This window comes from Xylanibacillus composti (genome assembly GCF_018403685.1).
GTDB classification, from domain to species: Bacteria; Bacillota; Bacilli; order Paenibacillales; family K13; genus Xylanibacillus; species Xylanibacillus composti.
This window is the reverse complement of the sequence record NZ_BOVK01000051.1, coordinates 43,169-56,300: the sequence shown is the minus strand read 5'-3', so window position 1 is coordinate 56,300 and position 13,132 is coordinate 43,169. Positions and strand designations below refer to the sequence as shown.

Genomic DNA, 13,132 nt, shown 5'->3' with positions numbered 1-13,132 from the left:
TTTTTTTATTTGGGAGAAAGCCATCCTTGAATCTATGTAATTTCAAACCCCCAACTAATAATAAGACGATAGAGAGAGTCAAAAAGTTCCACAATACCATAAAATTTTTACAATATTTTGCTTGCTCGATGTTGAGGGGAAAAGCGGCAAGCGCCTAAGGCCAGTCTATTCCTGACCTTAAGCGCTTGTTGCTCGCAATGCCGATTCATTCGAGCGGCTGAAGTTTATTCCGGAATATAAGGGAGTTCCAAATGATGCGGAAGATTGATGACATGGGTTTCCGTGTAGGAAAGGATGCCTTCTATGCCATATTCCCGACCGACGCCGGATTGCTTGACGCCGCCGAATGGGAACTGCACATCCAAGCCTTGTACTGCCGCCGTGTTAATCATAGTCGTACCGGCCTCTATGCGCCGGGCAACACGAATGGCGTCTTCCTCCCTGCCCCATACAGAGCTGGTCAAACCGTAGATGCTTTCATTGTGAAGGGCTATGACCTGTTCCTCATCATCGAACGGCAGAATCGGCACAGTTGGACCGAACTGTTCCTCCACCACAATCGGATCGTCATAGCCGCAGCCCAGCACGACTGTTGGCTGCATGAAGTACCCTTGCTCGAACAGGCCGGCATCCAGCACAGTGCCTAACGGGATCACCTCGGACCCTCGGTTTTTGGCGTCATCAATCAGGCGTTGGACGTGCTCAGCCTGTTTTTTGTTATTGACCGGCCCAATGGTGGCATGGGGATCGAAAGGATCGCCGACGCGAATCCATTTGTTGGCGGCTTCAATATATTTCTGCACGAATTCATCGTAGAGCGAGCGATGCACATAAATGCGCTTGGCAATCATGCAAATTTGGCCGGCGGTGAGAAAGTTCGAAATGACCATGCGGCGCATCGCCCGCTCATCTCCGACATCGAAGCCTCTGAGCACGATGGCTGCATCGTTGCCGCCGAGCTCCAGCGTCATTTTTTTGATCGTATCCGATGCGGCCTTCATGATGTGCTTGGCCGTCTCTGTTCCTCCGGTGAAGGCGATCTTCGCTACTTTCCGGTTGGAAGTAAGCTCTACGCCTACATCGGCTTCGCCGTGCACGATGTTCAGCACGCCTGGCGGAAATTCGGCGGCAATCAGCTCCACCACTTTCGAGACCGTCAGAGGCGCATATGGACTGGGCTTCAGCACCATCGTATTGCCGGCCAAGAGTGCCGGGGCGATCTTGATGGTGGATAGGGAGATCGGATAGTTCCACGGCGTAATCGCGGAGACAACGCCGATCGGATCTTTCGTTATGATCGTCTTTCCTTTGTCATGTTGTCTGACCTCTTCCCGCAGCACTTCCTCTGCATGGTCACAGGCGAACTCCATCCACATGAATGAGACTGCAAATTCGCCCTCAGCGTCATAAAGCGGCTTGCCGTGCTCCAGGGAAAGAAGCTGAGCGAGCTCGCCGACGGATGCCTTCAGCTTCTCTATCGCCTTGCGCATTCGCTTGACGCGTTCACCGACTTCTGTCAGCTTCCAGGCGGCAAATGATTGATAAGCGGCATCGATAGCTGCAATGGCGTCTTCTCTTGAATTCACGGGCGCATAGCAAACGATTTCATCGGGATTCGTCGGATTTTCCCGAGAAAACTGTTTGTCCGCTGCCACAGCTTTGCCGTTAATCAAGGCATGGACAACATAGGGTTTGGTTAAGTGCTTGACCGTCAATGGGGACAACCTTCCTTCTTGGGAGTTTAGATGGAATTTAATATGGGACATTGCAGCATCATTTATACTGTTAGGCTCCCATGACCGGGGTCTGCCTCACAATTATGAAGAGCTATCCGATATGCGGAGGGAGGTTGGTTTCGTTCCGCAGGACAATCGGCAGTGTATCATGTACGGAGGGAGGTGCAGGGTTTAGGAAAGGCTTGGGCCCAAACGGTTGGGGCTGCGCTACGTACTGGAACATGCCGCAGCCATCCATGCTTGGCCCGTGCGCCCATCTACCCCGTGCGCTTTCCTCTCCTCTGGAAAAATTGAAGAAGGTGTAGGAAACCTGCTGCTTCTCGAGCTCGCGCGGGAAGGTGGATGGCACGACAATGCCCTCTTTGGATTCCAATTCGGCGATAGCGGCCAGCCATTGATTCTGGTGCATGGTGTCCCGGGCAATCAGGAAGGAAAGCATATCCTTGACTCCCCTGTCATCAGAGATTTCGTACAGCCGCACTACCTGCAAACGCCCTTGCGATTCCTTCGACAGATTGTCGCGGAAATCGGCCAGGAGGTTGCCGCTTGCGATCGTATAGTCGGCCCTCCACGGATTCCCTACACTGTCGACAGGCATGGCGCCCAAGCCGGATACGATGACGTGCTGGGGATTCATCCCGCCCATAACGGCTGCGACGACCGGGTTATGGGCGACTGCCTGCTCCTGCTCTTTCACCGGCGCATGATCCAGCAAGCGGGCAATCATGGTGGCCAGCATTTCCACATGGGCAAATTCCTCGGTCGCCGTATCCAGCAGCATATCGCGGTATTTGCCGTCTCCTCGAGTATTCAACCCCTGAAACAAATACTGCATAGCCACCGTAATCTCCCCAAAGTGCCCGCCCAATACCTCCTGCAGCTTTCTCGCATAAACCGGATCCGGACGATCCGGCTTGGATGGATACTGCAGCTCTTTAATGTGATAAAACAAACGAACACATCCTTTCCCCTAGTTATGATCTACTCATGTGTATTCGGTGAAAAAATGGAAATTGCCCGTACCGTAAAAATATGCTTTGGCAAGCAAGTGTTGAAACACTTTATAGCGGAAACCGAACTGCAATTGGAGATATCCGGACGCGCTTCTATAAGAGACGTGGATTCCACCTTGCTGATGAAAGTGGAGTGAACGCATACGAACTTCCATCAACTCAAGTGATTTGGAATAAAGGATAGACGTGAGCAGCCACCGAGCTAAATATTTCCGGATGGAGGAAGAGGCAGGCAGGCAATACTAACGTTGCGCGGCTAACCTGCAAGGGAATGAGGTGAGCGACTGATGTCCTATACGTGTCACTTCTGTGAGCACGAATCCGAGTCCGCCCACTCCGTTACGGTATATGAAGGGGATGGGGGGAGCGAGGAGCGTTTGGAGCTGCTGTGCGACGAATGCTATGAGGACTGGCTCTTGTCTCTCAAGGGATAACGGGGGAATTTTCCCTCGTTTTTTTGTTGGAATCGAGCGTTGGATGAAACAATCAAACATATATTTGATTAAAGTCGGCAGCTGTGCTATGATTTAATCAAATAATGGTTTGAATGATAAAGGGTGTGATGGAGATGGCAAAGGATTCGTGTGAGATTTATTGCTTTGACAAAAGCAAGGTAGAGCGGGTACAGCAAACCTTGGAACGCTTTGATATTGGCGGTATGGCCCAATTGTTCAAGCTGCTGGCCGACGAGACCCGCATGAAGATCGCCTTCGCCCTTTGTGAGGAAGACGAGCTGTGTGTGTGCGATGCCGCGAATATTATCGGTTCCTCCGTCGCTACCGCTTCGCACCATTTGCGTACGATGCATAAGCAGGGCGTTGTCCATTACCGCAAGGCAGGCAAGATGGTTTTCTATTCCTGGAAGGACGCCCCGCTTCGTCAGCTGATTCGGCTGGCTGCGGCCGGGCAACGGGAGTTGATTGCGCATGGCACACCATGAACAGACTCAGGCGGAACGGCACGTGTATCGGGTGCAGGGGTTTACTTGCGCGAATTGTGCAGGGAAATTTGAGAAGAATGTCAAGCGGTTGCCCGGCGTGCAGGACGCGCAAGTTAATTTCGGCGCATCCAAGCTAACCGTTATTGGCAGGACATCGATCGACGCGCTGGAGCAGGCCGGCGCTTTCGAAAACTTGCGGGTTGCGCCGGAACATGAACGGCCGGCATACAACAGAAGACCGTGGTGGAAAGAGAACGGCCATGTGCTGGCCGCGGCGGTAATGCTTGCAATCGGGTACGGTTCAAGCCTGTCCTATGGCGATGAAAGTCTTTATTCCTGGGCCGCTTTCGCTGCTTCCATCCTGATCGGCGGCTACAGCCTGTTTGCCAAAGGACTGAAAAATCTATTCCGCCTGCAGTTCGACATGAATACGCTTATGACGGTGGCGGTTATAGGCGCCGCCGCTATCGGCGAATGGGGCGAAGGGGCGACGGTTGTTATCTTGTTCGCCATTAGCGAGATGCTGGAGCGCTATTCGATGGAAAAGGCGCGGCAATCCATTCGTTCCCTTATGAACATGGCGCCCAGGGAAGCGGAAGTGCGGCGCGGTGAGCAAACAGTCAAGCTTCCGGTAGAGGACATACGGATTGGCGATATCATGATCGTGAAGCCCGGTCAGAAGCTGGCGCTGGACGGTATCGTGGTCAGAGGCCAGTCGGCTGTCAATCAAGCTGCGATTACCGGAGAATCGATTCCTGCGGCCAAATCAGCGGATGACGAGGTGTATGCCGGTACGTTGAACGGCGAAGGCTTGCTGGAAGTGAAGGTAACTAGAGGGCACGAAGATACAACGCTTGCGAAAATTATCCATCTCGTCGAGGAAGCGCAGGCTGAGCGGGCGCCGTCCCAGCAGTTCGTGGATCGATTCGCCCGGTACTATACGCCGGCTATTATGTCGCTTGCATTGGCTATCGCCGTCATTCCTCCGCTAGTCGCCGGCGGCAGCTGGAGCGAATGGATTTATCGCGGGCTGGCGCTGCTCGTCGTCGGCTGTCCGTGTGCGTTGGTGATTTCTACGCCGGTCTCAATCGTCACGGCCATCGGCAATGCGGCGAGGAACGGCGTATTGATCAAGGGCGGCATTCATCTGGAGGAAGCGGGGCGGCTGGCGGCGGTTGGTTTCGACAAGACCGGCACACTTACAAGAGGAGTACCCGTTGTGACAGATCTGGTCACGGTCGGATCGCTTCAAGAAAAGCGGTGGCTTGGCCTCGCCGCTGCATTGGAGCGGCAATCGCAGCATCCTCTGGCTGCCGCCATTGTGCGGAAAGCGGAGGCGATGGGGGCGGCGGATACCGTTATAGAGGTGGATTCCTTCCGGTCTGTGACGAGCAAGGGCCTCAGCGCTTCCATCAGCGGGCGGCCGTACTGGATTGGCAGTCCAAGCTATTGCGCTGATCTTGGCATCACGCTGCCGGATATCGCGCGGCGGCATATTGAAATCTGGCAGTCAGAAGCGAAGACAGCCGTTGTATTCGGCACTGCGGCTGAAGTGCTGGGCGTCGCGGCTATAGCTGATGAGATCCGACCGACAAGCAGGGCCGTCATCGATGAGCTGCATCGTATGGGCATTCGCAAGACCGTTCTGCTGACAGGGGACAATCGAGCCACAGCGAAGGCCATTGGCGAGCAGCTGCGCATCTCGGACATCCAGGCTGAGCTGATGCCCCAGGAAAAGCTAGCCCGTATAAAGCAGCTTCGCCAAGAATATGGACATACGGCGATGGTGGGCGACGGCGTGAATGATGCGCCCGCTCTGGCCGCAGCAACGGTCGGCATCGCGATGGGAGGCGCGGGAACGGATACGGCCCTGGAAACGGCGGACATCGCGCTCATGGCGGATGATCTGGCGAAATTGCCCTACACGATCCGACTAAGCCGGAAGACACTGGCGATTATCAAGCAAAATGTATCTTTCGCGCTAGGCATCAAGCTGTTGGCCCTGCTGCTGATCGTGCCGGGTTGGCTGACCTTATGGATGGCGATCTTCGCCGATATGGGCGCTACCCTGCTTGTGACGCTGAACAGTTTGCGCTTGCTGCGTGTTCGGGATAAAGCTTAAGCGAAAAGCGCCTTCCGTTTGCCCGGAAGGCGCTTAGACATAAGCAGCCGTCAGTTTAATTAGGGGATGCCCGTTTCCGCTTATTCACCGCGGATCACTCGAAATCCTTGGTCAGGACCGAAGCCGCTTGCTTCAAATTTGCCTCGGAACGACAATTCGGTGTTGCTCACATCGCCGATCCAGCCGCCGCCTTTTACAACCCGGAAGTAACCGCTGCTGAAATCTGAGTCTTCGTACCAATCCCAGCACCATTCCCTAACATTGCCTGACATATCGTATAGGCCCAACTCATTCGGCTTTTTACCACCGACTGCGTTGGTCTTATTGTTATTGTTTTCTAAGAGCGGCCAGCTCCAGTCCCCCTTTAAATAGTCGTCCCCGGCATTTCTCCAATACCAGGCTACATCATCAGCCTTATTGCCCCCGCTGTACGTGTACCGCTTGCTCAATTGGCCTCCGCTTGCGGCGTATTCCCACTCTGCTTCTGTCGGCAATCGGTAGCCGTTGGCTCCTTCATTGATCGTTACCGTCCACTTTATATGATCGTGTTCACTCAGGTTATTCGGATCTTGTGTGTCTTTGTCAATATGGTAATACGGTTCTAAGCCCTCCTTGATGCTCCTCTGATTGCAGTACTCGATAGCGTCATACCAGGTTACCATTTCTACAGGCAAATTGTCGCCTTGAAAGGTGGAGGGATTGCTCCCCATGACCTCGATCCATTCTTTCTGCGTTACTTCATATTTGCCGATGTAAAAGTCGGAAATGGTGATATCTTCTCCGTGATAGTTGGACTTCGTGTTCTTGAAAGTCCCGCCCTCGACGAATACAAAGTGATCGCTCGTAGTTGTTGCAGGCGTTTGCTGCGAACAAGCGCTGACTACAACGGTTGTGGCTATTAACAAGAAAATTAATAGCTTTCTCATGGGTTGGTCTCCTTTTGTACGAATAGAAAAGTTTTAGCCCGCAGGCAGGCGGGCAATTCATATTCAAAGCACATAAGGCCGCCGGCGGTAAATCCGGCAGCCTTGGCACTATCCTATGGCGAAAGTCTTGTCCAGCATCGCGTCACGCCAGACGCCCGTCAGTTGTGCAGCTTGCAAGGGGACGCTTACCACACTGTTACGTTGGAGCGCCCGCTGCTTTGATAACCTTCGGTCGCCAATACCTGGTAAGACCAGCTGCTGCCCAAGTGCATGCCCGCGTTGCGCCATGCATTGACGTGGTTGCTGAACGTAATCGAGACATTGTTGCCGGTCGGTCTCTTGGATTGTCGAACACTCCAGAACTGCTGGAACGTTTGTGTGCCGTCTATGGAAGGAGCGTTGTAGCGCATCGTCGTATAGATGTCGTATGTGCCCCCGTCGCTGTACACGGTGCCTCTATGCGTTCCGGTAGGTCTGTACGAACCCCAGTTGTCCACAACGTAGTATTCGATGAGGGAGTTTCTTGTCCAACCGTAAAGCGTCAAATAACCGTTGCCGGACGGCTGCCAAATCCCGGCATTGTAGTTGATGGTTCTGTTGGGAGATCCGGTAGCCCAGCCTTTGCCAACAACAAAATTCCCGGTATTGCGCCATTCAACACTGTAATTGCCGCCGGAGCCGTTCGTAGCATTGACCGTCCCGCCGCCATCGGTCCAATATTGCCAATGCGTGTTCGCAGTTGCGCTCGCGGCAAACAAGCCAATACTCATGGTAGCCGCCAGCACCGACGCTACTATTCTTTTCTTAAACTTCAACATCATCTACCTCCTGTTTTTTTGGATTTCATACAACTTTCCTTGCTTGTTTACTTGTCTGATGTTTCACTTGGAAGTCACACAGGTTATCCCGTGTCCATCTCCGCAAACACCTACTCTCACCTCCCTTCTTAGGGAAATTGTAATATGTAAGCGCATACATGACAACTTGGCAATTTAAAGCTTTTTCCCCATATATTAAAGTTTCCTGGCATGCAAAAGCCGTCCCATACCAGGACGGCTAAGGCGAGGCATGTCAAACCAAGGCAGAGTCATTCGGGTTCAGAGGCAATCGCACGACAAAGCTTGTGCCTTCGCCTAGCACACTCTCGACATCGATGGAGCCGCCGTGCGCCAGGACAAGTTCTTGGGCGATGGCGAGCCCAAGCCCCGTGCCGCCGGTGTGTCGCGAACGTGCTTCGTCTGTGCGATAGAAGCGATTGAATAGATGAGGCAGCTGATCGGGTGCTATCCCTGAGCCTGTATCGGATATCGTCACGCTAAGAACGTGGACATCGCTTCTGTCCAACTTATGGAGAGCAGCGGCTTCGCGCTTGGCGGATACTGTAATCGTGCCGCCTTCCGGCGTATAGCGCACAGCATTCAGGAGCAGATTCAGGAACACCTGCGTCATGCGATGAGGATCAAGCGGGATGACGATTGCTTCCGCAGGCAGGTTCCGACAGATGTGCTGCTGTTTGTTCCCGGCATCGAGCGATACGCGCTCGATCACTTGCTCAAGCAAGACGATCGCGTTCACTGCTTTGCGTTCGACGGACAGCTGCTTGGCCTCGGCTCGCGACAGCAAATGCAGATCGTCGATAAGCCGTGTCAATCGGATCAGCTCGTCCTGTATCGGCAGCAAGCTTTCGGGATCGGCTGGCTTGCCGCTATGCTGGATGAGCTCCAGCTTCCCTTGAATGATCGTCACCGGCGTTCGCAGCTCGTGCGCAACATCGGCGACCAGATTGCGCCGCAGCTCCTCATTGCGCCGCAGCTGAGCCGACATGGCGTTGAATGCCTGGGCCAGCCGTCCCAGCTCGTCCTTGCTGCTGACATCCGTCTGTACGCCCCATTCGCCCCGGCCCAAGCGGTCGATAGCCGGGACAAGCCTGTTCAGGGGAGCCGTCAGCCGTCTGGTCAACACATAGACAACGAGCATGGAGAGCAGGGTGGAGATGACTGTGCTCGCTACCAGAAGGGCAGAGATGGAGCTGGTCAAGCCATATCTAAGCTTGGCCTGATTCAATACCTCCAGATCGATATAGTACAGAATGGCTGCCGAACTGCCATTCACGTTCAGTTCATGACGTATGCCCAGCTTGCGAATTATTTCCTTGCTTGCATTCCCGTAAGAATAAAGCAGCGTATCGCGCTCGGGATCAAGCAGGAGCAGCTGCGTATCCTGCCGGGGATTGGCGTTCGCCCATTCGTCAGCCGCTTCCCGGACGCCGATCCAGGATTGGCCGTTTTGTTCGTAATAGGCTTCCAGAACCTCGGAGACGGCTTGGAGCTCCTCGTGCCGATCCGAAACCAGGAACACGTGCAGCATGCCTCCAACGGCGGACAGCAGAATGAGGGTGTGCACGATGCCCATCACAATGATTAAGGCGGATATCGCCAGAAACAGCTTGCGACGGACACTCATCCCTTGTCTCCGAACCGATAGCCGAAGCCGTAGGCCGTTTGCACATATACAGGCTTCGCCGGATCATCCTCGATTTTCTTGCGAAGGCGGCTGATGTGCGCATCTACAGTACGCTCATCGTTCAGGAAATCATCTTCGAGCGCCATTTGAAGAAGCTGCAAGCGGCTGTAGACGATGCCCGGTCTCGCAGCAAGCGTGAGCAGAAGCTTGAACTCCGTAGGGGTCAGCTGCACTTCCTTGCCTCGCTTCCATACCTGACAGTGAGCCTCCGATATCGTTAGCTCGCCCCGTTCGAGCATCTGTGCTTCCGGCTCCTGCTCGTCCACTCTGCGCAGTACCGAGCGTATCCGCGCGACAAGCTCCCGCAAAGAAAACGGCTTGGTGATATAATCGTCTGCTCCTACCTCGAGGCCGATAATTTTATCCGTTTCTTCTGTGCGGGCGGTGACCATGATGATGCCCATGCGTCCCATTTGCTGCAGCTCCCTGCATACCTCAATCCCGTTCTTCTCTGGCAGCATCCAATCCAAGACGACCAGCGACGGCCGCGCCTCTCTCGCAATGCGTATAGCCTCCGCGCCTGTTCGCGCCGTGCGGATATGGAAGCCTTCCTGCTGCAAGAAGGGCGCCATGAATTCCAGCACTTTCTCCTCGTCATCGACTAACAGCAGCGTTTGCGCCATCCTTTCCACCTCTTCCTTCTGGCTGATCTATGTTTTTCTTGACATGATGGAATAGACTCACTTTCGTCGGTTAATTCATATATACCCTATCCGGGGACGCAATACCATGGTCGGGCGGGAATTTCATGAAATCCGCAACAGATCGTCACAAGATCACAACATGTGCCAGGTATCTTATAAGCATGATCATGGCGCCGTCCAAGATGGCCAGGGATACCGTTACGGTCTGGCGATGATGGCGTGCATATTTCCGAGGAGGACAAAAAACAATGAGCAAAGAACGTTCCATTACCAAACTGAATCAAGTTTCGCGGGCGCTGTATTTCAGCTTGGCATGCGGTCTGATCGCATGCATATTGATCCAAACGTATCTCGCCGGCATGGCCTTGTTCATGGACCCGGGACATTGGCGGACGCATACCCTGTTTGTGCATATGTTCGAAGTCATTCCGTTACTGATGCTGATCTTTTCGTTTACCGGTCGGCTCCCCATTTCCATGCGTATGGAGAGCACGGGGCTCTTGCTGCTGATTTTTGTCCAGTATTTCACCGCTAACGTGGCTGTGGCAGGCGCCGCCCATCCGGTGATCGCGCTAGTCTTGTTCGTGCTCTCCGTGCAAACAACGCTGCGCGCCTGGAAACAGCTCAGAGTGAAGCAGGAGGCAAGCGTTTATGGCAAATCGGCAGCGCAATAGCCAGCTGTCGTTCGTCAACTTGTTACTGCTGGCATTGTTAGGCGTGCCCAGGGTGATCGCGCATGATTTGCACTGGGTGGAGCCAGGCAGCTTAGCGAACATGCTGCTCGTTTTTGTGCCCCCGGTCATTTGGGTTGCTGTGGCGCTTCGGGCGAGGACTCCCCGGCCATTCCAGTCGCTGCTTGCTGTCGGGATCATTTACGGTGTGCTGCTTGGCATCACCCATCAGCTGCTCTGGCACAACGCTTTTCCGACACCGCCTGAGCTAGGAGGGAATTTATCCGATCTTTCCCCGACCGCTAACGCCGTCATCACCCGGCTATTCGCATTCTTCAGCAGCTTGTTTACCGGTGCGGCGGCAGGGGTCATCACTGGCCTGGTCGCTCAGGTACTGAAGGGTGTGCTTCAGCGGTAGCAGGCGAGAATGGCTTCGGTCTATGATGTCTAACGGAACGAGGAGGCGTTATTCGGCCATAGTGGAAGGAAACAAAAAATAACGGAAGCGACAGACCTAATATTGAGATATTGCAGCAATAGGCTGGGCTTTTACTGCAATCAGGTCCGTGGCTTCCGTTAAAAATTGCTTTGATGTCAGCAAATAGAGGCTGTCTGTTCCGTTAGCGTGTTCGCATCATCGCTGCTTGCCAAGCAGAATAGTGAAGTCGAACGTGATTTCAAATGGCTGCTCGTCCAATACTTGCTGCATGCGTTCTTGCGGCACTTCCCAGGAAAGCGGAGTCATGCGGATTAAAGCTTCTCTTGCTTCCTCTTCCAGTGTGCTCTTGTATTTCATCCGCTTAACGGATAACAGTCCGACATGCCGGGCAAAGTGGTCGAGAACAGCTTCATTGGAAGAAGCCTCTCTCCGAGCTTGCTTGCGAAATCGTTCCCGAAGCTCCTGCAAATGCGTGCTCCCCGGAACAACCTTCACAATCATGCCGTCATCTTTCAACACTCTAAGAAACTCCGTGTAGTTGGAAGGAGAGAGAATATTCAGCACGATATCGAATGTATTGTCAGCCAACGGACTGTTGGCAAGATCGGCAACACCCCATAGCGCATGTGCAGATTTCTTGGCGGCCCTGACGATGCCATCCTTGGCTATATCAAGTCCAACGCCTAAGGCCGGGCGCGCTGTATGGCGCTCGATACTTTTCTGCAGCTTGGCCAAATGCGAGCCTTCGCCGCATCCGGCATCCAGCAGCGTGATCGGATGATCTCCGTCATTCCCTACAGCTTCTGCCAAAGTCGCGCCAATATGCGCAATCAATGGATCGAACGCCCCGTGCCGAAACAGCATTTCCCGAGAGGCAAACAGACCCTTGTCATATTTCGATTTATGCGCTTGCGTCAAAAAGTTGATGTATCCCCTGCTGGATAAGTCGAAGCAATGGTTGCTGCGGCAAACCAAGCTCTTCTCCTCAACCAGCTTCATCGGCTGGGCACACAGCGGGCAGCGGAAAAGCCGGGCATGTTCCGCGAGAAGACGTGCCAGCTTCTGGCCTTTGTTGTTTTTGAACATAGTAAAGACACCTCATTCATTTTTGGAAGTAAAATGAAAAAGGCACAGCAAATAAACTCACGCCATCTCAACAAAAAAACGACGGAGCTGCAGGCTGCACCTATCCTTTACTTGCGCAAACGAATGAAGTGAATCATGAAAGACAACACCCCGCATGCCAGAGTTGGTCGGGTTATCGAACCCACTGATTAGTATATAAGATTTGGAACCGCGAGGGAAGCGGATATGGGTGGAATGAGCAAGGAGGGCACATCTCGGCTGGGGGGGTTAGTTACCTTGAAGTAAGCAAGGGGAGGTGTGGTATAGTGGAGGCAGACCTATCCTGAGTTCTCTGAGCCCCATTAGGTCACACCCAACAGAAGAAGGAGAATGGAAATGGCAAACACAATTCTTGGGACCACTTTAATCTGTCAGGTAGCGATCGTCGTGCGTGATGTCGAGAAGGCAACCCGCCGATTTGCAGAGCTGCTCAAAGTGCCGGAGCCTACCATTATTATGGCGAATGACGACGGCAGCGATACGGTTACGTACCGGGGAGAGTCTACGCAGGGACGTGTCAGACTGTCGTTCTTCAACCTTGAAAACACGGTGCTGGAATTTATTGAGCCTACCGAGGATCCGTCTACATGGAAGGAATTCCTGGAAACGAATGGACCAGGCGTTCACCACATTGCGTTCAAGGCGAAAGACCGCATGATGGAGACAGCTGCGAAGCTGGAAGAGTTCGGCTTCCCGTTGATCCAGAATGGCGACAAATATGCTTACGTCGACAGCGTGGATGACCTGGGCGTCATCATTGAGCTGCTGGATATTGATTAACCGCCAGCGCTAAACTAGACGGCGAGCCTTTGACACGCAGGAACATCCGTGTTACGATTTGTGTATTCTTGAATAGGAGGCCCTTGATAGATGCTGCATTCCATGCGTATTCGATAAGCTGGCGATAAAAAGCGGATTTTCTTTTCCACACATGTGGGCTTTTTTAAGCTGCTTGCATTTGCGAATACTTTCATGGAACAGGCATGGCGTTGT

General features: G+C 53.4%; 13 protein-coding genes. 6 read left to right on the top strand and 7 right to left on the bottom strand.

All coding sequences use genetic code 11. The annotated features are described in order from the left end of the window. Positions 1–224: 224 nt before the first annotated feature. The gene (locus XYCOK13_RS16765; RefSeq protein WP_244865219.1) at positions 225–1,715 is read right to left on the bottom strand and encodes an aldehyde dehydrogenase family protein; all 1,491 of its coding nucleotides are present in this window, start codon (positions 1,713–1,715) and stop codon (positions 225–227) included. A gap of 112 nt (positions 1,716–1,827) precedes the next feature. Further along, complete coding sequence (locus XYCOK13_RS16760) at positions 1,828–2,688, bottom strand: manganese catalase (RefSeq protein WP_213413389.1); 861 nt, start codon at positions 2,686–2,688, stop codon at positions 1,828–1,830. A gap of 348 nt (positions 2,689–3,036) precedes the next feature. On the opposite strand from XYCOK13_RS16760, the gene XYCOK13_RS16755 reads away from it, so the two are divergent. The 3 genes from XYCOK13_RS16755 to XYCOK13_RS16745 all read left to right on the top strand — a co-directional run bounded on the left by XYCOK13_RS16755 (position 3,037) and on the right by XYCOK13_RS16745 (position 5,811). Next, a complete protein-coding gene (locus tag XYCOK13_RS16755) occupies positions 3,037–3,183 on the top strand; it encodes a hypothetical protein (protein WP_213413388.1) in 147 nt (48 codons plus the stop codon). Positions 3,184–3,317: 134 nt separating this feature from the next. Next, positions 3,318–3,689, top strand: a complete 372-nt coding sequence (locus XYCOK13_RS16750) for an ArsR/SmtB family transcription factor (RefSeq protein ID WP_213413387.1) — start codon at positions 3,318–3,320, stop codon at positions 3,687–3,689. Further along, positions 3,676–5,811: a heavy metal translocating P-type ATPase gene (locus XYCOK13_RS16745; protein WP_213413386.1), complete on the top strand. Its 2,136-nt coding sequence runs from the start codon at positions 3,676–3,678 to the stop codon at positions 5,809–5,811. The genes XYCOK13_RS16750 and XYCOK13_RS16745 overlap by 14 nt, the downstream gene beginning before the upstream one ends. An 80-nt stretch (positions 5,812–5,891) precedes the next feature. On the opposite strand, the gene XYCOK13_RS16740 is transcribed toward XYCOK13_RS16745, so the two are convergent. The 4 genes from XYCOK13_RS16740 to XYCOK13_RS16725 all read right to left on the bottom strand — a co-directional run bounded on the left by XYCOK13_RS16740 (position 5,892) and on the right by XYCOK13_RS16725 (position 9,883). Beyond that, entirely contained in the window at positions 5,892–6,737 is an 846-nt protein-coding gene (locus XYCOK13_RS16740) for a formylglycine-generating enzyme family protein (protein ID WP_213413385.1), read from the bottom strand. 185 nt (positions 6,738–6,922) lie between these two features. Next, positions 6,923–7,555 carry an endo-1,4-beta-xylanase XynA gene (gene xynA, locus XYCOK13_RS16735; protein WP_213413384.1) on the bottom strand — a complete coding sequence of 211 codons (633 nt, stop codon included), beginning with the start codon at positions 7,553–7,555 and terminating at the stop codon, positions 6,923–6,925. A 253-nt stretch (positions 7,556–7,808) separates the two neighbouring features. After that, positions 7,809–9,200, bottom strand: a complete 1,392-nt coding sequence (locus XYCOK13_RS16730) for a sensor histidine kinase (protein WP_213413383.1) — start codon at positions 9,198–9,200, stop codon at positions 7,809–7,811. After that, positions 9,197–9,883 carry a response regulator transcription factor gene (locus XYCOK13_RS16725; RefSeq protein ID WP_213413382.1) on the bottom strand — a complete coding sequence of 229 codons (687 nt, stop codon included), beginning with the start codon at positions 9,881–9,883 and terminating at the stop codon, positions 9,197–9,199. Before XYCOK13_RS16725 ends, XYCOK13_RS16730 begins: the two co-directional genes overlap by 4 nt. 269 nt (positions 9,884–10,152) lie before the next feature. Here XYCOK13_RS16725 and XYCOK13_RS16720 point away from each other — a divergent pair, with 269 nt between their 5' ends. Further along, on the top strand, positions 10,153–10,578 hold the full coding sequence (locus XYCOK13_RS16720; RefSeq protein WP_213413381.1) for a DUF6220 domain-containing protein: 426 nt from the start codon (positions 10,153–10,155) through the stop codon (positions 10,576–10,578). Beyond that, complete coding sequence (locus XYCOK13_RS16715; protein ID WP_213413380.1) at positions 10,556–10,993, top strand: hypothetical protein; 438 nt, start codon at positions 10,556–10,558, stop codon at positions 10,991–10,993. Before XYCOK13_RS16720 ends, XYCOK13_RS16715 begins: the two co-directional genes overlap by 23 nt. Positions 10,994–11,209: 216 nt before the next feature. Here XYCOK13_RS16715 and XYCOK13_RS16710 read toward each other — a convergent pair whose 3' ends face one another. Further along, complete coding sequence (locus XYCOK13_RS16710; protein WP_213413379.1) at positions 11,210–12,100, bottom strand: putative RNA methyltransferase; 891 nt, start codon at positions 12,098–12,100, stop codon at positions 11,210–11,212. 375 nt (positions 12,101–12,475) lie between these two features. Here XYCOK13_RS16710 and XYCOK13_RS16705 point away from each other — a divergent pair, with 375 nt between their 5' ends. Next, complete coding sequence (locus XYCOK13_RS16705) at positions 12,476–12,919, top strand: VOC family protein (RefSeq protein WP_213413378.1); 444 nt, start codon at positions 12,476–12,478, stop codon at positions 12,917–12,919. Positions 12,920–13,132 lie beyond the last annotated feature (213 nt).